The 21,629-nt window shown below is 61.8% G+C and carries 17 protein-coding genes; 8 read left to right on the top strand and 9 right to left on the bottom strand.

The window, feature by feature from the left end; translation table 11 throughout:
- Positions 1-34: 34 nt before the first annotated feature.
- Positions 35-1,342 carry a helix-turn-helix transcriptional regulator gene (locus DMB86_RS18035; RefSeq protein WP_113718993.1) on the bottom strand — a complete coding sequence of 436 codons (1,308 nt, stop codon included), beginning with the start codon at positions 1,340-1,342 and terminating at the stop codon, positions 35-37.
- Between the two features lie 196 nt (positions 1,343-1,538).
- On the opposite strand from DMB86_RS18035, the gene tkt reads away from it, so the two are divergent.
- The 6 genes from tkt to fbaA all read left to right on the top strand — a co-directional run bounded on the left by tkt (position 1,539) and on the right by fbaA (position 8,691).
- Positions 1,539-3,686, top strand: coding sequence for a transketolase (gene tkt / locus DMB86_RS18030; RefSeq protein ID WP_227878482.1), 2,148 nt, complete (start codon positions 1,539-1,541; stop codon positions 3,684-3,686).
- 111 nt (positions 3,687-3,797) lie between these two features.
- The gene (gene tal, locus DMB86_RS18025; protein WP_113718992.1) at positions 3,798-4,928 is read left to right on the top strand and encodes a transaldolase; all 1,131 of its coding nucleotides are present in this window, start codon (positions 3,798-3,800) and stop codon (positions 4,926-4,928) included.
- Positions 4,929-5,244: 316 nt separating this feature from the next.
- Entirely contained in the window at positions 5,245-5,922 is a 678-nt protein-coding gene (gene rpe, locus DMB86_RS18020) for a ribulose-phosphate 3-epimerase (RefSeq protein WP_113718991.1), read from the top strand.
- 51 nt (positions 5,923-5,973) lie between these two features.
- Entirely contained in the window at positions 5,974-6,447 is a 474-nt protein-coding gene (locus tag DMB86_RS18015) for a ribose-5-phosphate isomerase (protein WP_113718990.1), read from the top strand.
- Between the two features lie 116 nt (positions 6,448-6,563).
- Positions 6,564-7,592, top strand: coding sequence for a 6-phosphofructokinase (locus DMB86_RS18010; protein WP_113718989.1), 1,029 nt, complete (start codon positions 6,564-6,566; stop codon positions 7,590-7,592).
- A gap of 76 nt (positions 7,593-7,668) precedes the next feature.
- Positions 7,669-8,691: a class II fructose-bisphosphate aldolase gene (gene fbaA / locus DMB86_RS18005; protein WP_113718988.1), complete on the top strand. Its 1,023-nt coding sequence runs from the start codon at positions 7,669-7,671 to the stop codon at positions 8,689-8,691.
- Between the two features lie 88 nt (positions 8,692-8,779).
- On the opposite strand, the gene DMB86_RS18000 is transcribed toward fbaA, so the two are convergent.
- The 5 genes from DMB86_RS18000 to DMB86_RS17980 all read right to left on the bottom strand — a co-directional run bounded on the left by DMB86_RS18000 (position 8,780) and on the right by DMB86_RS17980 (position 13,577).
- Positions 8,780-9,367 (bottom strand): TetR/AcrR family transcriptional regulator, encoded by a 588-nt coding sequence (locus DMB86_RS18000; protein ID WP_113719686.1) that lies wholly within the window; start codon positions 9,365-9,367, stop codon positions 8,780-8,782.
- 435 nt (positions 9,368-9,802) lie between these two features.
- On the bottom strand, positions 9,803-11,848 hold the full coding sequence (gene betT, locus DMB86_RS17995; RefSeq protein ID WP_113718987.1) for a choline BCCT transporter BetT: 2,046 nt from the start codon (positions 11,846-11,848) through the stop codon (positions 9,803-9,805).
- A 391-nt stretch (positions 11,849-12,239) separates the two neighbouring features.
- Positions 12,240-12,620, bottom strand: coding sequence for a cupin domain-containing protein (locus tag DMB86_RS17990; RefSeq protein WP_113718986.1), 381 nt, complete (start codon positions 12,618-12,620; stop codon positions 12,240-12,242).
- A gap of 109 nt (positions 12,621-12,729) precedes the next feature.
- Positions 12,730-13,092 (bottom strand): cupin domain-containing protein, encoded by a 363-nt coding sequence (locus tag DMB86_RS17985; protein ID WP_113718985.1) that lies wholly within the window; start codon positions 13,090-13,092, stop codon positions 12,730-12,732.
- A gap of 74 nt (positions 13,093-13,166) precedes the next feature.
- Positions 13,167-13,577 (bottom strand): cupin domain-containing protein, encoded by a 411-nt coding sequence (locus tag DMB86_RS17980; protein WP_227878481.1) that lies wholly within the window; start codon positions 13,575-13,577, stop codon positions 13,167-13,169.
- Between the two features lie 739 nt (positions 13,578-14,316).
- On the opposite strand from DMB86_RS17980, the gene DMB86_RS17975 reads away from it, so the two are divergent.
- Together DMB86_RS17975 and DMB86_RS17970 are read left to right on the top strand one after the other, a co-directional pair.
- Positions 14,317-15,771, top strand: a complete 1,455-nt coding sequence (locus DMB86_RS17975; protein WP_236783387.1) for a glyceraldehyde-3-phosphate dehydrogenase — start codon at positions 14,317-14,319, stop codon at positions 15,769-15,771.
- 219 nt (positions 15,772-15,990) lie between these two features.
- A complete protein-coding gene (locus tag DMB86_RS17970) occupies positions 15,991-16,986 on the top strand; it encodes a Gfo/Idh/MocA family protein (RefSeq protein WP_113718983.1) in 996 nt (331 codons plus the stop codon).
- Positions 16,987-17,412: 426 nt separating this feature from the next.
- Here the strand turns inward: DMB86_RS17970 and DMB86_RS17965 are convergent, their stop codons facing one another.
- The 3 genes from DMB86_RS17965 to DMB86_RS17950 form a co-directional block, all read right to left on the bottom strand.
- Entirely contained in the window at positions 17,413-18,588 is a 1,176-nt protein-coding gene (locus tag DMB86_RS17965) for an HAD-IIA family hydrolase (protein ID WP_227878480.1), read from the bottom strand.
- Positions 18,589-19,175: 587 nt separating this feature from the next.
- The gene (locus DMB86_RS17955) at positions 19,176-19,538 is read right to left on the bottom strand and encodes a cupin domain-containing protein (protein ID WP_113718981.1); all 363 of its coding nucleotides are present in this window, start codon (positions 19,536-19,538) and stop codon (positions 19,176-19,178) included.
- Positions 19,539-20,849: 1,311 nt separating this feature from the next.
- Complete coding sequence (locus tag DMB86_RS17950; protein ID WP_171814550.1) at positions 20,850-21,527, bottom strand: DUF5134 domain-containing protein; 678 nt, start codon at positions 21,525-21,527, stop codon at positions 20,850-20,852.
- Positions 21,528-21,629: the final 102 nt, after the last annotated feature.

Below are 21,629 nucleotides of genomic sequence, written 5' to 3'. Positions count from 1 at the left end.
GGCCTTCGCTTGGGGTCGCCAGGCCGTTACGCCGTCAGCGGAGCCCGTGGCTGTTTGCCAGTGCGATGGCCTCGGTGCGGGAGCCGACGTCGAGCTTTTTGAACAGGTTCCGTACATGAAACTTCACAGTATTCTCGCTGATTCCCAGAGTTGAGGCGATGGTGCGGTTGCGTTGCCCGGCGACAAGATATTGCAGCACTTCGAGTTCTCGGGGGGCAAGTTTCCATCCGGCGACGTCCCCGGCCGGGCGTGCCGGCGGGTCCAGGGGGAGCGTGACGAAAACGTCCGCCCCCCAGCCTGGCATTACATCGATCTGCAGGTTTCCGGCGAGGGCCTGTACACGGCGATCCAGGCGACCGATGCTCGGCGCGTCGGGGGCGAGTGCGCCGCCGCCGTCGTCGCGCACGTTGATCAGCAGGTTTTCGCCGTCGCAGTCCCACTGCGTCCGCACCCTGCTGACTTTGGGTTGTTCCATCATGGCCAGCAGCAGTCCGCGGACGATGGCCCGTGCCGCGTGGGCCACTTCGCCGGGCAGGTCCCTTCCATTGAGCGGTGGTTCGATGAACTCGACCTCAATGCCGCTGAAGCGAGTCAGCGGCCGCAGGTCCTCCCGCAGACGTTCGAAGGCTGTGGCGACGGGTTCTTTCACCAGGTCACTCGTGCGGTCGCTGAGCGTGCGCAGCCCCACCAATGCCTTGGCAGCGAGGTCCGTGACGGTAGTGCGGGCTGCTGCATCCTCCAAGGAGGATGAACGCAGGGCTGCCAGAAGTGTCTCCAAGGTCGTGGAGTGCAGGTCGGTCAGTTCCGCCGTCACCCGGATCCGTTCAGCAGAGGCCGCCCGCGATTCCAGCAGGTACGACGGCGGCGCATCGGCCACCTTCTCTTGGATCCGCCGGGCAGCAATGCGCCACAGATACTTCACCAAGTCCAGCCCGGCGTCGTGCCCTGAAACAGTCGGGCGAGGATCCGTGAGGACGAGAATGGCTTGGCTGGAGGCGTGTTTAAGGGCGAGCACGGGGCGTAGCTGGCCAGCGAGCTCGGCGTCCCCGAACCAGGGCGCCTCATCCGAAAGGGAAGTGCGAAGCGTGTCAAGCTCGGCGATGGAAACCCGGGAAATGATCGTTTCCTCACCCGACTTCTTCTGGGGCCGCCCCGTGCAGTCTTCGGTGAAGATGACCAGCGCGCTGCTTGCCAGATAGGGGAGCGTGGCATCACGCAGCAGCTCCGCGATCTGTGTCAAGGGGGAATCGGCCAATGCTGCCACGGTCAGCAAAAGCGGCCACGGCAGGTCCGGAAGAGGCTCTGTGGATTCTGTCGGGGACTGGTCGGTGACTGCACTCATAGGCACAGTCTACCGGGCCATGAACCGTCACCCAACCCTAAAGTGTAGGCGGAACCGTCAGAAAACAGTGTTACTCCTACCCGTTGGATTCGCGATGATGAATATCAACCAGAAAACATCCGTTCGGCCACCACCGGCCGAAGACCGTATCGAAGGGGATCATTCCGTGAATCCGACAGCAAATGCAGTTGACATCTTGTCCAACACAACAGATTCAGTGTTCAGTGCTGAGTCAGCAACATTTTCCTGGACGTCCGAGGACCAGCGTGCAGTGGACACCGCGCGCGTTTTGGCTGCGGACGCCGTTGAGAAGGTGGGCAACGGGCACCCGGGTACGGCCATGTCCCTGGCCCCGGCAGCGTACCTCCTGTTCCAGAAGGTCATGCGCCACGACCCGAAGAACCCCGACTGGACCGGCCGCGACCGGTTCATCCTCTCACCGGGCCACAGCTCGCTGACCCTCTACATCCAGCTCTTCCTCTCCGGCTACGGCCTGGATCTCACCGACCTGGAAGCCCTGCGCACCTGGGGCTCGCTGACACCGGGCCACCCGGAATACAAGCACACCAAGGGCGTGGAAATCACCACGGGCCCGCTGGGCCAGGGTCTGGCCTCCGCGGTCGGCTTCGCCTACTCCCAACGCCGCATGCGCGGGCTCATGGACCCCGACGCCGCCTCCGGCACCAGCCCCTTTGACCACACCGTCTGGGTCATTGCCTCCGACGGCGACATCCAGGAAGGCGTGACCGGCGAGGCCTCCTCGCTGGCCGGCCACCAGGAACTGGGCAACCTCGTGGTGGTCTATGACGAGAACCACATCTCCATTGAGGACGACACCGACATCGCCTTCACTGAAGATGTGCTCAAGCGCTACGAGGCCTACGGCTGGCACGTCCAGCGCGTGGACTGGACCGAGACCGGCGAATATGTCGAAGACGTACAGGAACTCCACACCGCCCTGGCTGTTGCGAAGGCCGAGACGTCCAAGCCCTCGATCATCTCACTGCGCACCGTCATCGGCTACCCGTCGCCGAAGAAGCAGAACACCGGCGCCATCCACGGCTCGGCCCTCGGTGTCGCCGAGGTGGCCGCCCTGAAGACAGTGCTCGGCTTTGACCCCGAGAAGAGTTTCGACGTCGACCCCTCCGTCCTGGCCCATGCCCGCAAGGTCGCCGAGCGCGGCGCCGCGGCCCGCAAGGAGTGGACTGCCGGCTTCGACGCCTGGAAGTCCGCCAACCCGGAGAACGCCGCCCTGCTCGAGCGCATCGAAAGCAAGAAGCTCCCGGCCGGCTGGGAAAGCAACCTCCCGGTGTTTGAGGCCGGCAAGGACGTCTCCACCCGTGCGGCCTCCGGCAAGGTCCTCAACGGGATCGGCGGGGTGCTGCCCGAGCTCTGGGGCGGCTCCTGCGACCTCGCCGGGTCCAACAACACCACCATCGACGGGTATGGCTCGTTCGTCCCGGCCTCCAAGCAGACCGGCACCTGGTCCGGGGGCCCGTACGGGCGGGTGCTGCACTTCGGCATCCGCGAGCACGCCGCGGCCTCGATCGTGAACGGCATCCACCTGGGCGGGCCCACCCGGGCGTTCTCGGGCACCTTCCTGATCTTCAGCGACTACCAGCGCCCTGCCATCCGCCTCTCCGCGTTGATGGGCGTCCCGTCCATCTACGTGTGGTCCCACGACTCCATCGGCCTGGGCGAGGACGGCCCCACCCACCAGCCCGTGGAGCAGCTCGCCACCCTGCGCGCCATCCCGGGCCTGGACGTGGTCCGCCCGGGCGACGCCAACGAGGTCTCCGCCGCCTGGAAGAAGATCCTGGAAACCACAGACCACCCGGCGGGAATCGTGCTAACCCGCCAAAACGTCCCCACGTTTGCCCGCGGCACCGGTGCGGCGACGGCCACCGAGTTCGGTTCGGCCGCCGGCGTTGCCAAGGGCGGCTACGTGCTGGCCGAGGCAGTGCGCGATGGCGCCGTGGTCACCGCCGACGTCATCCTGGTCGCCACCGGCTCTGAGGTCCAGCTGGCCGTGGAGGCCCGCGAGGTGCTCGCCGGCGACGGTATTGCCGCCCGCGTGGTCTCCATGCCGTCGGTGGAGTGGTTCCACGCCCAGCCCGCCGAATACCGCGAATCCGTGCTCCCCGAAGCCGTCAAGGCCCGCGTCTCCGTCGAGGCCGGTCTGGCGCTGGGCTGGAAGGAATTTGTCGGCGACGCCGGCCGGTCCGTCTCGCTGGAGCACTTCGGCGCGTCCGCGGATTACCAGCGCCTGTTCCAGGAATTCGGCATCACCACCGAGGCCGTCGCGGCCGCAGCCAAAGAATCCCTCGCGGCAGCCGTGAACTAACCTCACAAATACTGCTCTGCAGCCGGCGCCGCCGGAGGCCCCCACGGACGTCACGCGGCACCGGCTGCAAGCTGCCAACCATCCACTTTTTTGAAGGAAGAAGAAGAATCCATGACCAACGCAACTCCCACCGCAGACCTTTCGGCCGCCGGTGTGTCCATCTGGTTGGACGATCTTTCCCGCGAACGGCTCTCCAGCGGCAGCCTGCAGAGGCTCATCGAGGAAAAAAACGTCGTCGGCGTGACCACCAACCCGTCCATTTTCCAGGCCGCGATCACCTCCGGCACGGACTACGACGGAAAGATCGCTGAACTGGCCGCACAAGGCGCCGGCCTCGATGAGACGATCTTCCAGATCACCACCACCGACGTCGCCGACGCGTGTGACCTTTTCGCTCCCGTTGCCGCCGCCACCAAAGGCGTAGATGGCCGTGTCTCCATCGAGGTGGACCCCCGCCTTGCATGGGACACCGACGGCACGATCGCCGAAGCCAAGCAGCTCTATAAGGCGGTTAATAAGGACAACGTCCTTATTAAGATCCCCGCAACGCTTGAAGGGCTCGCGGCGATCACGGCAACCTTGGCTGAAGGCATCAGCGTCAACGTGACCTTGATCTTCTCCTTGGAACGCTACCGTGCGGTCATCAACGCCTTCCAAGCTGGTATGAAAATTGCCAAGCAAAACGGCCACGACCTCTCCAAGATCCACTCGGTGGCGTCATTCTTCGTCTCACGCGTTGACTCAGAGATCGACAAGCGCCTGGACGCCATCGGCACTCAGGAAGCCAAGGCGCTTAAAGGCAAGGCAGGCGTTGCCAATGCCCGGCTCGCTTACCAAGTCTATGAAGAGCTCTTCTCCACCGAACGCTGGGCAGTCCTGAAGGAGGCCGGCGCGCTCCCGCAGCGGCCCCTGTGGGCCTCCACGGGCGTCAAGGACACCGCCTATCCTGACACCCTTTACGTCACAGGGCTTGTCGCCGCCGACGTCGTCAACACGATGCCGGAGAAGACCCTGGACGCCACCTTTGACCACGGTGTCGTCATCGGTGACACCATCACCGGCACCTACGATCAGTCAAGTACAGTGCTCAGGGCCCTCGAAGGCCTCGGCGTCTCCTACAACGAGGTCGTTGCCCTTCTGGAATCCGAAGGCCTGGAGAAATTCGTCGCAAGCTGGAAGGAACTCCTGGCCGACGTCGAGGCCGCTCTCCACACCGTACGGAAGGCCAGCCTGACGCACTGAGCACTCTCAGCGACATTGGCTACCCATGCTTTGAACCGGCATTCGAAAAGCTGGAGGGCAAATGCCTCAGGGGATGGCGCCGGGATTTTCGCGGAGGACCAAGCCCTGTGTAATCCCGCCACCACGTCCGCCACCAGCCCGGGCTGAGGAAGAGCCCAATGATCTTCCTCAGCCCGGCGGCATTGAGCCCCGGAAGCGGCCCCGGCCAAGGAAATGGCCGCATCAACCCGTGCGGCACGGACGGTCCCCGCCTTCTCCAGGACCAGGCCACTGGCACTGGTCCAGAAACCCCGATCACTACCGAAAGACAGATACCATGCCCACGTCACCCCTGCAGTGCTGCATCAATCCCAGCATCCTCTCGGCCGACTTCGCCAACCTTGAGGTGGAACTGGCCCGCATCGCCAACGCCGACGCCGTGCACGTGGACGTCATGGACAACCACTTCGTGCCCAACCTGACGATAGGCCTGCCCGTCGTCGAGCGGCTTCAAAAGGTCAGTCCCGTGCCGTTGGACGCGCACCTGATGATTGCCGACGCCGACCGCTGGGCGCCGTTGTACGCCGACGCCGGCCTGGCCTCCGTCACGTTCCACGTCGAGGCCGCCAATGCCCCCATCAAGCTGGCCAGGGAGCTGCGCGCCCGGGGTGCGAGGGCAGGCATGGCGCTTCGTCCCGCCACCCCCGTGGAGCCGTACCTGGACATGCTCACCGAGCTGGACATGCTGCTGATCATGACGGTGGAGCCGGGCTTCGGCGGCCAGTCCTTTCTGGATGTGACGCTGCCCAAGATCCGCCGGGCGCGCGCCGCCGTGGAGGGCTCCGGGGCGAACGTGGCCATCCAGGTCGACGGCGGCATCACGGAGGAAACCATCACCCGCGCCGCTGAGGCCGGCGCGAACGTCTTCGTTGCCGGCTCGGCCGTCTACGGCCGGCCCTCGCCCGAGGCCGCCATCGAGTCGCTGCGCGCCAAAGGCCAACTCGCCTTCCGCTGAGCCATAACCCACCCCGCAACTCCGCACCCCAACAAGTTTGAAGGACCCCACATGCGCGTTCACATCGCAACCGACCACGCCGGCATGGAGCTCAGCTCCCACCTCATCACCGCACTGACCGCCAAGGGCTACGAGATGGTGGACTACGGACCCAGCGCCTACGACGCCGAGGACGACTACCCCTCCTTCTGCATCAACGCCGCCCTCGCGGTCGTGGCCGACCAGGCCGCCGGCGTGGACGCGCTGGGCATTGTGCTGGGCGGCTCGGGCAACGGCGAGCAGATCTCCGCGAACAAGGTCAAAGGCGCCCGGGCGGCACTCGCCTGGAACCTGGACACCGCCAAGCTGGCCCGCGAGCACAACGACGCCAACCTGGTGGCCGTAGGCGGGCGCCAGCACTCGGTCGAGGAGGCCACGGCGTTGATCGAGGCGTTCCTGGCCGAACCGTTCAGCAACGCCGAGCGCCACGTGCGCCGGATCGGCAAGATCGCCGCGTATGAGGCCACCGGCAAGGTAGCCGACTAGCCTCGCGGCTCACTCAATGGTTTGGCAAGGATTCGTCAAAATGGAAACGGGTTGAGGCCCGGCGGATCAGGGCGCCACCCCCGCCATTCTCTTCACCCAGAGACGCAAGGAATCAGATGAAGATTGGAATTCTCACTTCTGGCGGCGATTGCCCGGGGCTCAACGCTGTTATCCGGGGTGCTGTACTCAAGAGCAGCCGCGTCCCAGGCAACGAGTGCGTGGGATTTAAGTACGGTTGGCGAGGACTCGTCAACGACGATCTCATGCAGCTTGACCGTGCAAGTGTTCGGGGCCTCTCCAAGCAGGGCGGCACCATCCTTGGTTCATCCCGAACCAACCCATTCGAGGGACCTGGCGGGGGCCCGGAGAATATCTCACGCGTGATCAAAGAGCACCGTATCGACGCGATCCTCGCCGTCGGGGGAGAGGGGACCCTCACGGCTGCCGGGAGACTCGCGGAGGCTGGATTGCCCGTGGTGGGTGTGCCCAAAACAATTGACAATGACCTCGCGGCGACTGACTATTCATTTGGTTTCAATACCGCCGTAGAAATCGCGACCGAAGCCGTGGACCGTATCCGCACAACCGCGGAATCCCACCAGCGCTGCATGGTCGTTGAAGTCATGGGCCGCAACGCAGGCTGGATCGCGCTTCATTCCGGCATGGCTGCCGGTGCGCACGCAATCCTGATTCCCGAGCAGTCGCGCTCTATCGCCCAGATATGCGAATGGGTCAATTCGGTCCGGCACCGGGGACGAGCTCCCGTCATTGTTGTCGCGGAAGGATTTGTGCTCGAAGGCATGGCCGAAGCCCACTCCCATAAAGGGCTCGACGCATTCGAGCGACCCCGACTTGGCGGAATAGCAGACATTCTCGCACCGATGATCGAGGCCCACACTGGCATTGAATCCCGCGCCACAACGCTTGGATTCGCACAGCGCGGAGGCGTTCCCAGCGCCTACGACCGCGTCTTGGCCACCCGCCTGGGCATGGCAGCGGTCGACCTGGCAATGCAAGAGCGCTGGGGTGCCATGGTCGCCCTGCGGGGGACAGACATCATCTCGGTGAGTATCAAGGAAGCCACCCACAGGCCAAAGCTGGTCCCCAGCCAACGCTACGACGAAGCAGCGTTCCTGTTCGGCTAAAACCGAACGGAGGGCGAAAATTGCCCTGACCAGCAGGGAACGAACCAAAAACGAAACCGAAGCTAAGGAGCTTTTCATGCCCATTGCAACGCCGGAGAAGTATGCCGAAATGATCGACCGCGCCAAGGGTGGCGGATTTGCCTACCCCGCGGTCAACGTGACGTCCTCGCAGACGCTCAACGCAACGCTCCAGGGCTTCGCCGATGCCGGCACCGACGGCATCATCCAGGTATCCACCGGCGGCGCGGCGTACTGGTCCGGCGCCGGCGTGAAGGACATGGTGGCCGGGTCCCTGGGCTTCGCCGCGTTCGCCCGGGAAGTGGCCAAGAAGTACCCCGTCAACGTGGCCCTGCACACCGACCACTGCCCCCAGGACAAGCTGGACGGCTTCGTGCTGCCGCTGCTGGCGGCTTCCGAGGCCGAGGTCAAGGCCGGCCGCGATCCGATCTTCAACTCCCACATGTGGGACGGCTCCGCCGAGACCCTTCAGGAGAACCTGCGGATCGGCCGCGAGCTGCTGGCCCGCACCTCCGCGGCCCACATCATCCTCGAAGTGGAGATCGGCGCCGTCGGCGGCGAGGAGGACGGTGTGGAGAACGCCATCAACGACAAGCTCTACTCCACGGTGGCGGATGGCTTGGCCACGGTCGAGGCGCTGGGCTCCGGCGAGCACGGCCGCTACATCACGGCCCTGACGTTCGGCAACGTGCACGGCGTGTACAAGCCCGGCAATGTCAAGCTGCGCCCGAAGATCCTCAAGGAGATCCAGGCCGCCGTCGGTGCCAAGATCGGCAAGGAAAACCCGTTCGACCTCGTGTTCCACGGCGGCTCGGGCTCCTCCGCGCAGGAAATCGCTGACGCCGTTTCCTACGGTGTCATCAAGATGAACATCGACACGGACACCCAGTACGCGTACACCCGCCCCGTGGCCGGGCACATGTTCGCCAACTACGACGGCGTCCTGAAGGTGGATGGCGACGTCGGCAACAAGAAGACCTACGATCCCCGCGTCTGGGGGGCCGCGGCCGAAAAGGGCCTGGCCGCCCGCGTGGTGGAAGCCGCGCAGCAGCTCGGCTCCGCCGGGAAGACCATCAAGTAAATTAGGTGAGAAATTCCGCCCGCCTGCCAGGGGGGTTCCGAATCAGCGTTCTGGACTGGCGGTGAGGCAGCACGGCTGATGGGGGAGCCTAAACGCCGGCCTTGATGAGAAGTGCGTCTACCATCAGGAAGAACTGGGTCCGGTGGTCAATTGCCTCCGGGGCGGTCATGAATTGAATGGCCGCCCCGTCGAAGACCATAAGAAAGCACCTCACCAAGGTATCGAACCCGATGAGGCAGTCCTCATCGCTGTTTTCGGCCGCAGTGGAGAATAATTTTCCCAGCTCGACTTCATATGCCGGATAAATCTTCGCGGCCAGGGGGCTGCCAGCGGTATTTCGTGTGGCCCACAAAATGAGTTCGATCTCAGCAAGTATGCTTGCAGGTTCTTCCTCCAGGGCGCGCCAATAGCCTTCGGCGACCTGTTCCACAGCCTTACGCAAGCCCAAATGCTCCGGGGCGTCGCTGGAAAAGCGGCGCAGGTTCTTAAACCAGGCCTCGGCTGCCGCCTCCATGAGCTCTTCCTTATTATCAAAGCAATAATGGGCTGTGGCCAAGGGGGCGTTGGCCTCTTTGGCTATGGCCCGTATGGTCACCGACTGGACACCTTCACGGCGCATGATTTCAACTGTCGCTGAAATCAGCTGTTCTTTTCTTTCTTCTGCGGATACCCGCATGAAACACACTCCAGTCTTTCCATTGGCTTGGGCCCCGGCCGGGCCACCTCCATACAATAAGACTATTGGTTGGGCCGTGGTGCCCGGCGCAGGACGCCGCTCAGGGCACTGCCGCGGGGCTGTCTTCTCTGTGCTTGCAGATTAAGCAGTCCGCCTACGTGTACTTAATGGCCTGTTGCCCGGCCTCGCGGCCGGGCAACAGGCCATTACTGCCGGGGATGGCCGCTTAGCGGAGAGCTGGATGCGTTCGCCTTTGGATTGCGGATTCCGGGTATCCATGAGTGCGTTGACGTTTGGATCCGGCGGAGGGTTGCTGCCTCAGCCCTGGCAGGTTTCGCCCGTGGCACCCGGTCCGCACCGTCGCAATCAACCGCCTGGCCCGTCTAATCGATGGAGCCTGTTGTGGAGGCAGCGGCGGTGTCGGCGCGGTCGCAGTCAGGCAGGTTCCCTGCCGACGTAGCTCAGGAAGCTCAGGTGTCCCTCGTATCGAACCAGGACGTCGTCGATCACTTGCTGACGGGCAAGGCCCATGAGGTCGTAGCCCTCGGAGCCGGTCTGGTCAAAGACTTCCGCGCGGTAGTAAACCTCCATTTCGTGGAAGGTACGGCCACCGAAACTCGGCACCGGAGCTTCGACGGCTTCGACCCGGTAGAGAAAATCCCGATGGTCCGGAATGGCAACCACAAGTGCGTAACTGGAGATGCCGGTGATTTCGTTCGGCGCAACGTCCAAGGTGGCCTGGTGTCCCTGTTTAGTGAATTCCTCCGCCAGTTCAGCCAAGGCCGGCTTCACGGTGTGATCCAAGAACTGGGCAAGATCCTCTTTCGAGGGATAGGACCGGATCCCCGTCAGCCGTTGCCGCCAGGTGCGTTCCGGCCCGCTGCCGCCGTGCATGCCCTTCGCCTGCCGGCGCAGTTCCCGGCCCATGCGTTGAGCCCGTTCCGTCCGCAGCGCCTTCGCGAAGGAAGCCATCACCAGCCAGGCGATGATGGTCACCGGCAGGGCGAAGACCAGCGTGGCATGCTCCATGGTGGTCACCCCGCCTGCCACCAGCATCGCGATGGTCAGCATCGCGGTGAGCACGGCCCAGAAGATTCGCAGCCATTTGGCCCCGTCCTGCGAGGGATCCTTGATGGTGGAGGAGAAATTGGACATCATCATTGCGCCGGAGTTGGCGCTGGTGAGATAAAACAGCATGCCGGACAGCGTACCCAAGCCGATCAGGAAGGAGGCTCCGGGGAACATCCCGAGCAGCGCGTACCAGCCGCGTTCCGGGCTGTCGATGGCCAGTTCGGCGAACTTCATGTTGCCGCTCAAAACCTGGTGCATGGCACTGTTGCCGAAGATGCTCACGACCAGGAAGTCGCACAGCACGGGGGCAGTGATGGCCGCGATGACGAACTCGCGGAGCGTCCGCCCACGGGAGATACGTGCCAGGAACAGGCCCACGAACGGCCCCCAGGCAAGCCAGAAGGCCCAGAAGAACAAGGTCCAGCCGGCCATCCAGGTTGAACCGCCCGGAACGTAGGCGAAGGTTTCCAGCGTGCGGCCGGGCAGTGTGACTGCAAAGCGGCCGATGTTCTCCACCAGGGCATTGAGCAGGAACGACGTCTGGCCGGTCACGAGGATGTACAGCAGCAGGGCTGCAGCGACCCAGATGTTCAGCTCCGCGATCCAGCGGATTCCCTTGTCGACGCCGGAGGTACACGAGGCGATGGTCAGTACGACGGCGACCACCACGAGCGCGATCTGCAGGGCCAGGCCTGATGGCAGACCAAAAATAATCGAGAAGCCGACGTCCAGCAGCACCACGCCGATCCCCATGGCCGTGGCCACGCCGAAAACAGTGCCCACCAGGGTGACCACATCAATCGCGTCGCCGACGCCGCCGCGGACGCGTTTGCCCAGCAAGGGATACAGCGCGGAACGAATCGACAGCGGCATGCCATATCGGTAGGCAAAATACCCCATTGCCATGCCGAGGAGTGCATACATGGACCAGCCGGCCACCCCATAGTGGAACATGGTCCACACGACGGCATCCTGGGCTGCGGCCGCGGTTTGTCCTGACCCCTCAGGGGGATGAATGTACTGGGTGATCGGTCCGGTCACAGAGTAGAACAGCATGTCGATTCCCACACCGGCGGCGAACAGCTGGGCCACCCAAGTGAAGAGCTTGTATTGTGGACGGGAGTGATCCGGGCCCATCCGGACAGAGCCGACCTTCGACAAGGCCACCCACAGGACAAAACCAATCACGACAGTGACGGTGAGGACGTAAAACCAGCCGAGGTTCTGGGCGACCCAGCCCGTCACCGTAGTCATGGTGTTCTCCGCATTGGTGGGCATCAGCATCGCCCAGAGTGAGAAGGCTATGATGATGACTGAAGCGCTGATGAAGACGCGCCAGTTCACGCTGGGCCCGCGGTCCTTACTCAGTGCGGCGGGCGCCGAAACAGGGTCTTTGTCGATGATAGTCATGGGTCCAACTCCGATTTTTGGTCCAGGCTGCGTAAGACGACAGCACATCGTTGTGGTGTTCGCGGCCTTTTCCTGGTCGCTCATATATAGATGACGGGGCCGGTTGACCTGATATACGGGCAAGAGACCATTTCCCCGAAATGCTTGGCCTTGGCGCAACAAGCAGTAAAAGTATCGGCGGTGCCGCTGGGGCAAAGTCGCCAGGAGGAAACGAAAGCTGCAGACGGCCACCGATGGTGAATTGAAAGCAGATGACGTCTTTGATGCGGGCCTGAACCGGCGGGCAGGAATGTACTGGCTTTCCGGGGCGGAGGAAGGCTGCAGTACCTGTGATCCGGTTTGTAGCCGCCACCCATTGGCGGCGGCTACAAACCGGCTCGGATGGTATTCCTTAGGACGACATGGAGCCGTGGGCGGTGAAGAACCCCAGACCATAGTCAGGGGTTTCAAAGGTGATTTCTGAACCCTTAGGGAAAAACAGGACATCGCGTTCCTTTGCGCGTGTCACTTCCCCTGTCACCCGGTCGGTGAGGATGAACTCACCCTTGATGACGACCTTCATCTCGTCGCAGATGTAGGTGTACACGAGGGGCTCGGACGCCTTCAGCTCAAAGAATCCTGAACTCATGACCGAACCTTGCGGGTTGGTGAGCGAGTCAGCGATGGCGGCGTCCACTCCCGGGACGTTCATTGACGGAAGTCCGTTGTATCCGCCTTCCACTTTGTGGATCGATCCGGCCTTGGTGAGCGTTCCTACTGTGAGGGTTTCCATGGTTTCTCCTTTGATTGGTGTTGTGAAGGCCTGACCAGTTTTTGTCAGAATTGTTCATTTTGATGGTCTTTAGTGGTGTGCCGCGCCGGAAGCGCCGCATTCGTCGCTGCTAGAAGATCACGAAAACCTTGCGCAGTGTCTCGTGAATCTCCCAGTTGCCGCTCCATCCCCGGGGGACAAATACCGCGTCGCCGGGCCCAACAAATTCGGGCTCACCGCCGTCGGGGGTGATGGTCATCGAACCGGAAAGAACGTGCAGAAATTCGTGGGTTTCAAGGATCCAGCGGGAGGGGCCGGCGGTGCATTCCCAGATACCCGACTCGGCGCCGTTCCCGTCCTTCCACAAGTAGATCCCGCGGGTGTCCATCTGCGGTCCAGTCGCTTCAGGGCAAGGCCCCCAATCCTCCAACTCGGTTACGTTGTCAGCATCGCGGATGACCTGGGCCGAAATGGAAGCTGTCTTGTCAGTCATTGATCTTTCCTTTCATGGGAGCTATCAGCCGCTGTTGCCGATAGGGTGTTCGTTTTTGACGTTTTGGGAATGGTTCAGAGTTCGGAGTAGCGAAAGGAGTGCGACTCCAGGCCCTGCGGGTTGGGCCCGTAAACGGTGACCATCCGGGCATAGACGGGTGCCCAGTAACGGCCAACCCCGCCGGGATTGACACGAGCCGAATCGCCGGGTTTCAGGACGACGGTCTGACCCTGGCTCTCGATATGGAGTTCGCCCTCCAGCACAAAGGCCGTCTCGCTGTGCGGGTGAAAGTCCTCCCACGCGCAGGCCTCAAGCTCCCACTCTGAAAGTATGAAGTCATCCCACGCGCCGGTCGGGTGGGAATTTATGAACCGGCAGCGCAAACGCCCCCAATCACCCTCCAGGGCCGCCATAGGCTTGCCTTGCCAGAAATCGATCGCTTCCCCCGTCGTCGCCGTCGAGGTCTGATGAGTGGTTGTGGACATGATCTTTAACCGTTCCGCTAGTGGGGAGCATCTGTTGTGCCGCATGCCTTGGAGAATCTCAGCGACATTGCATCTGCGTGATGCGCGTCACCGTGTAAAGAAGACTTTGACATGAACAACTGTTCAAGTCAATGGTTCATGTTGACTTTCTTTAAACTTCTCACTAGACGAATGTATAGTTGGCCTTGATTTCGCGGTTTTGGCGCGGTTTTGGGTGGCGTATATGACGTCCCCTGTCTGCTTCCGTGCCGCGAAGATGTCCCGAAGGCAGGCCTGTTTGGGCGCTGCGCCGTAACCTGTGCAACGGCACCGCGGGCTCCAGGCTTGTGACTTGGGCGGGCCGCTCAGGATGCCAGCCCGGAAGGGGATGGTTATGGGGGACACTAACCGCCTGCAGAGCAGGCTGGCCTACCGCTCCACTTGTTGCACCCGCCTACACAATTAGGTAGGTGCAACCATTCCGAATTGGAGGTTACATGGCCCGAAAATTGCAGGACGATGGACTGCAAGCCCGGTTTTTGGAGGATGAAGCGTCAGTTTGCCGGCCAGGCAAAGCTGCCGTCTTCCTCCTGTCAGGCCTGCGGCACCCGAGCCGGCAACACGCGGTTCGGCGCCGCAGGCTGGGCAAGTGGCTGGTGGATTCCCGCAGCCCCTGATCATTCAAGGATCAAGTAAATCCGACCAATATTGGAAAGGCAGCCCGATGCTACAACCCTTAGATCGTAGTCTCGAGGCGTGGATGGAACGCCAGTCCCTGGCCGAGGCCATGATTCCGGTGATCGGCCGGCTGTACCGCGAAAACAACGTGGTGGCGAGCATTCACGGCCGAAGTTTGACCAACATGTCCACCATGAACATCCTCAAGGCGCACCGCTTCGCGCGCCGGATCAGCAAGGAAGAATTGCTCCTGGAGGAGACCGCCCCCTTGCTGAACGCCCTGGCACAATTGAACCTCGGCCCGGCCGCGATCGACATTGCGCGCCTGAACGAGAAGTTCAAGGACGTGGGAGGCAATGTGACGCTAGAGGAGTTCCTCCGAGCCGAACTCACCGACGTCGTGGGCAGGCACGGTGCCGGCGGAACCGGAACCGACGTCGTCCTCTACGGTTTCGGGCGGATCGGCCGGCTCTTGGCCCGCCTTCTCATCGAAAAGGCCGGAAGCGGGCATGGCCTGCGCTTGCGCGCCATCGTAGTCCGCCGCGGGGCCGCCAATGACCTTTCGAAACGTGCCAGCCTGCTGCGCCGCGACTCGGTGCACGGTTCCTTTGAAGGCACCATCCGGATAAACCAGGAGGCCAACACCATTACGGCCAACGGGGTCCAAATCCAGGTCATCTACTCGGACAATCCAGCAACGATCGACTACACGGCCTACGGCATCACCAACGCCCTCTTAGTCGACAACACCGGCCGCTGGCGTGACACTGAAGGACTGTCCCAGCATCTCCAAAGCAAGGGCGTTGCGCGTGTACTGCTCACCGCTCCGGGGAAGGATGAGCTGAAGAACATCGTCTACGGCATCAACCACGGCACCATCCAGGACACGGACCAGATCGTGTCCGCGGCATCCTGCACCACCAACGCCATCACCCCGGTCCTCAAGGCCGTCAATGACAGGTTCGGCGTGGTCCACGGTCATGTGGAAACCGTCCACTCGTTCACCAATGACCAGAACCTGATCGACAACTTTCACAAGGGTGACCGGCGCGGCCGCTCCGCCGCACTGAACATGGTGATTACCGAAACCGGGGCCGCCAAGGCAGTGGCCAAGGCACTTCCTGAGCTGCGCGGCAAGCTCACTGGCAGCTCCATCCGTGTCCCCACTCCGGACGTATCCCTGGCCATCTTGAACCTCAGACTCGAAAACAGAACCACCAAGGACGAGGTGAACAACCACCTTCGTGAGATGGCACTGCACTCTGAGCTGCGCAAGCAGATCGATTACATTGACTCGCCCGAGGTGGTATCCACCGATTTCGTCGGTTCGCGCCGAACCGGCATCGTGGACGGCCTAGCCACCGTTTCCACGGACAAGAACCTGATCCTCTATCTCTGGTACGACAATGAGTTCGGTTACAGCTGCCAGGTGGTCCGCGTCATGGAGGAGATGTCTGGCATAAAGCGGCCGTCCTACCCAGTGCCTGATGTCATTCAGGAAGCCATGTCGGTACTCGCCGCCGTAGGATCGCCCTAGCTGGGTATACTTCAACGGATTGCCCTGGGCGGAAGTCCGGCGAATCTACCTTCCAGCAACGGCCAATAATCAGCAGCGCCACGCGCCCCATAAGTGCGAGAACACTGCAACCGGCTGCCTTCCATGGCCAGGTTCTGAGCACCGAGATACTTTCGATTGCAGAATCGGGGCCTCGACACTGCCTTTCCCTCGGGGGATAGGTTCAAAAAGGAGAGTTCAATGAGCAAGAAACTACGGTGGGGCATATTGGGCAGCGCCCGGATTGTCCGCAAGACAATCCCGGCTTTTCAGGAAACGACCAACGGGGAGGTCGTAGGCATCGCTTCCCGAACCGAGGAAAAGGCTAAGGAGTGCGCCGACAAACACGGCATCCCACAAGCATTTGGCTCGTATGAGGCGTTGCTCGCGTCCCCGGATATCGATGCTGTCTATATTCCGCTGCCAAACGCCCTGCACCAGGAATGGATTCTAAAATCCTTGGACGCAGGCAAGCACGTCCTCTGCGAAAAGCCTTTGGCCATGACCGCCGCGGAGTGCGAAGAGATCGCAGTCAAGGCCGACGAAACCGGGCTTAAAGTCTTGGAAGGCTTCATGTACCGTTTTCACCCGCGTTTTGAGAAGCTGCAAGACCTGCTCGCCGCCCATGCGGTGGGCAAATTGACGTTCGTCCACGTCGGTCACTCCTTCGAGGCGGGGGGAGACGACAACATCCGCTGGTACACCGGACTTGGCGGCGGCGCGCTTTTCGACGCGGGCTGCTACTGCGTCAATGTCAGCCGGATGGTCACGGCGCAGGAACCAACTCGAGTAGCCGCCTTTGGCAACTATCGCGATGCCAACGACGGAGGTCAAATTGACACCAGCATTGCAGGCATGCTGCGCTTCCCCGGCGGCACAACCGCGCTTCTTGATACCGGGGTAAACCTTGAGCGCCGCAACTTTTTAGAACTCACGGGCACCGAAGGCCGGCTCTACCTCGACAATCCTTTTGGGCTCTTGGAGGAGGATTCGGTCCTGGAGGAGCATCACTTCGGGCAGGAAACTACGTATCACGAGATCAAGGGCGAAAACCACTTCGTAAGGATGGGTGAACACTTCGCTGACTGCGTCCTAAATGGCACACCCCTGCGTTACGATCTCAAGGACGCGGCTAACAACACAAGCGTTTTGGAAGCGCTTGACAGTTCAGCCCGGAAGCAAGAGGGTGATGTCTGAACCGAGACCGCATTCTGGTGCTGGCGCAGGCGTTAGTTGAAGAATGTACCGCTCGAGCCGGAGGCGCAGACCGCCAAGCTGGTCTTCGGCCTTCCGGAAGGTCGCCACGATTGCGTGAATCCCGTCGCTGGGTAGAGGCAAAGACTTTGTCCACTCCCCATTGCCGCAACCGATCCAGCCGATGATCCCCCAACTGTTGATGATGCCACGGCGAATCTTCTCTTTCGGACATCCTCGGGCAGTCTGCCAGGGAGAACTTCCCGTTGAGGCGAGAAGCGTGAACTGTACAGGGGGAGCGCCAAGTTTTTTCGGCGTCGTTCCAGCTGAGGAGCCCTCCGGCATCATGGACACCAACGCGCAATTGCTGTACGAGCTGACCGTCATCCCGGGAGGTCCCTCTTGGCGACCGGGTGACCTATGCGCCACCTATCCCGCCGTCGTGAACACGATCTCCGGCGCAGGGTCCGGTGTTTTGTCCGGGTGAGCTGCCCACCAGGCGGCACAGGCAGCACGCCAGCTGTTAAGGTCGTCTTCTCTGCCGTTAATGCTCACCTTGGATCCCGACGCCCGGGACACTGCGGCGCCACAGGAGAACGCACCGTCGTCGACCGTGATCGCCGGGTACTCCTCGTAGAGTTCGCCCAGGGAACGGATCAAATAGTTCGGCCGTTCTTCCAGGCGCGCACTCAGGGCCGTTTGGACCGAGTCCACGCCCGTGAGGACGAGGACTGTTGCCATGCCGGCGCGATTTCCGCCCAGGATGTCGGTGTCCAGTCGGTCGCCGACGACGAGTGCGCGATCGACGCCGGAGTGGCGCGCCGCTGTCTCGAAGAGAGCTGCTTCCGGTTTTCCTGCTATCAGGGGAAGCTTGCCGGTGGCAGCGGCAACCGCGGCGACAAGCGCCCCATTGCCGGGAGCGAACCCCCGCTCCTGCGGAAGGGTCATGTCCACGTTCGTCGCTACCCAGGTCGCGCCCGCTGCGATCGCGTAGGAAGCCTCTGCCAGGTCCTTCCAGCCGAGGGCAGGGGAAAAGCCCTGGATGACAGCATCGGGGAGCTCATCCGGGGTGGACACAACGACAAGTCCTTGCGCCCTGACGCAGTCTGCGAGGAACTGACTGCCGACGACGAGCACCGACGCGCCTACGGCGACCTCGCCAGCCAGCAGTTCTGCACCGGCCAGCGCGGATCCGAAGACCTGCTCAGCGATGGCAGGTGCTCCCAATTTCCGGAGATGGGTGGCAACGTCCTCGGGTGAGCGCGACGCGTTGTTTGTCACGTATGCGAGGCTCTTACCTTCTCGTGCGAGCTGATCGAGTGCGTCGATGGCGCCGTCGATCACCCGCGGTCCGGTATATACGACGCCGTCGAGGTCCGCGAGCACTCCGTCAAAGCCGTCAATTAACCGATTGGTCGTCGATACCTCACCATCGCTAATCTTGTTGGCCGGCTTGCTCTCGTGCGCGGTCATGGCCTCGTCGGAGCCAGCAGTCGGCTCCAGCCCTGACGCCATTCTTTGATGCTTCTGCATGTCTGGCTCGGCCTCCTCGCGTAAGTGGGCGGGCTCGTGGTCCAACGGGGTCTTCCAGATGTGGCGGGACATAGGTTTAGAGCTTCCTTCCGGCTCAGCTGAGTGACACGGCAGAATCGACGACTCGAGCAGCGAGGCGTGCTTCGGCTGAGCGCCCCAGGCGCGGGGGTAGTAGGTCTACTTGTTAACAGTCACCCCGTCGACCTTCAAGACGCCACCGTAGTTCCTGAACATGCGGTCAACGATCGGACGAGTACGTGGCGTCCTTGGCGCACGGTTTCCGCATGCTCCAAGTTGGCGTGGACCACTCTGGGCCCTCTGGCGGCTTAATTCGGCGAGGTCGTGTGATGAGGATGCCTCCATGGACCATCTGGATTGTCTGAGATGGCCTGACGGAAACTTCACCTGACCATTCAGCCAAGGCCACACCCGGTGGAAAATTGGCGAACGTCAGAGAGGCGCCGCGTGCCGGAGCTGAGCCACAGCATTCAGCGAAACCTTATTACATTCGTTATGGGTGCTTGAAGTGGACTCCCTACCACTGCCGGGGAATACCGAATTTCCGATATCCACCTGTGTACTGGGAGAACCCGCATACGACCGCAACGTGTCGGACCGCGGGGTTTACCGCCGGGTCGAATTATAGAGCTTCCTCTTGGTCAGCGTGTGAAGATCACAAAGAACTTCCTGATCCGTTCTTGGATCTCCCAAGTCCCTTGCCAGCCAATGGGGAAGATCGCGGAGGTTCCGGCATCCACTTTTACAGGCTCACCGCCGTCTTCAGTGACCACCATGCGGCCTTCAAGGACGTGAATCGCCTCTCCGCGCTCCAAAAACTCCCATCGTGAGAGCCCTGGTTCCGCTTCCCAAACTCCAGAGAGGATACGTGAGTCGTCGCTGGTGAAGGGAATGGCTATCCTGGTAGGAATCTCTTTGCCTATCACATCGGCCAATGGGGGACCGAGTAGGGACTTGTCTAGCTCCCCCTCGAAGAGATCGCTGGGCTGGAAGGTTATGCTCATTTGGATTACCTTTCTGTCGCTACTCGCCGGTAGAGCCTCGGCTGATCGTCGCAGGTCGATTAAGCAGCGAGTCGGTCATGTCGGTCAGATTCACCCTTCCTCTTCCGAGGATGGGCTTAGCACCCATCGTCCTATCATTTTCGGGTAGCGGGACCGCTCATTCGGTATGGTTTAATCTATCCCTTCGAATAGGTCATCGGGGCCGGTGGAGCCCTCGGACAAGCAACCAAGCCCGGGGGAGGAAAAGTTGAGATTCCATAATTCCCTGGCCAAGTTGGGATAGTTGGGTCAGAGTCAGGTGCTCTGGCGTCGTTTTCGACCTCCCTGCTGAACTGGCCAGCTCGCAAAAATGCGACCTCTCATGGCGCCATCGGGGACTGACCATGGACCAGCACCAGCCGGCGAATTTCCACGCGATCACGGTGTTGGCCGTGACGAACCTTTTCTTGCAGTCCACGGTTCACGATGTCTGGAAGGCGCTACCAATCCGTTCAGGATTTCCACGCAGAACAGGAGAGGTGCTAATCGTGAGGATAGTTCAGTTTGCCAGTGGCCAAGGTGCCACCAGTATTGGGGAGCTGCCTGCCCACGTGGACGCGTTCGTGGAGGATCAGGTAGCGCGTCACCATGAGAGGACATCGGGTAGCGCGTCACCATGAGAGGACATCGGGTAGCGCGTCACCATGAGAGGACGGGGTCGCCTCTTGCCGTGGGTATCGCAGTTGGGGTCTGTTTTGGGAACTATCGTGCGTCTGAGAGAGGTGGTGCCGCGGCCTGGGTAGGCAAGGTGGTTGCGCCCGCCGCCTCTGGGATGACGCCCTTGACAGCGGGACTGGTCCGGCGGTCACCGAGGCGGGTCCTGACCGGGGTCCGGCCGCAGCGAGGACATTTCGTTTCGCCTAGGCCGGTGGGATCGGGGCAGTGCAGACCGTCGCGAAAGAAGTAATCGCGACCGTGACCGTGACCGTCCTCAACATGTTGGACGTCATAGTCGGACCCCCAGTCATGGTCACAAGCAGTGCAAGTGAAAATAAACCGTTCGAACGAAATTTCTCTAAGAATCATGAGCTTTTCCTTTCAGTCTGTTCAGTCAAATGGGCTGGGAGGGAGTGGTGTTCATCCATAGGTGGATATATGAAGCTGCCGAAGGCCAAGTCAGAACATCGGTGACGGCCCTCTAAAGGACGCTTGCGAACAGGGGATCCTCTAATTTAGAGAGGACCGGGCCCGTTCCGCTCCGAGCCCTTCTGAAGAGGTGCCAGTCACGGCTGCTCGTCTCGGTACTGGATGTGAGTCCGGTCTCGTGGGGGGTCATGGTGTCATGGTGGTGAACATGAGGGCCATGACGGCGGCGCCGAGTGCTTCGAGTGCGTGTTCTGCCCGGAGGGAGAGTCTGTGGTCTGATCTGGGGTGGTGGGTGTTTTTCGTGGGCCGGGCGCGCAGGAGAAGGATGATGAAGATTATGGATGCTGCTGTGAAGGCTGCTGTGAGCAGGATTGCCAGGGCGGGGGAGTGGTCCATTGATACTCCAGCCGTGGTTTCGATTGGGGCTGCCATCGGATGGTGGTTGTGCGACATGGTCATTCCGCCCATTCCGGCCATTCCGTCAGACGGAGCTGTTATATAGCCGGCGGTGCTCATATGACCCATCATTGCGATCATGAGGGCGGCGCCGGCCATGGTGAGGCTGTGGTAAACGCATTTGAGTCGGCCATGGCCGTCCGCGCAGAGTGTTTTGAATTCCGGGCGGGCGACTGCCTGAATAATAAACCACAGCGCCGCGCCGGTGAGGACTGCAATCTGGGCCAGCATGGTCGAGGGTGCGAGGTTCCACAACATGGCCGCCATCAGGAGGTGCATGAGGGCGTGGAGGCTTTTGTTAACCTGGTCCGTGAGCTGACGGGACTTCATTGCTTGGAGGAGGTGGTAGCTACCGCTCAGCAGCAGGACGGCCGTGAGGGTCCAGGTAATTGCGGGGATATTGAACACGCCGATCACGCTCCCACTACTGGGTTGGGGTTGGGTAGGGGGGGCGGTCCCCGATGCTGCTGTCGACAGCAACATCGGGGACCGCCCATTGAGGGCTGGTTG

The sequence above is a fragment of the Arthrobacter dokdonellae genome (assembly GCF_003268655.1).
In the GTDB taxonomy this organism is placed as follows: domain Bacteria; phylum Actinomycetota; class Actinomycetes; order Actinomycetales; family Micrococcaceae; genus Specibacter; species Specibacter dokdonellae.
This window is presented reverse-complemented; position numbering and strand designations above follow the sequence as displayed.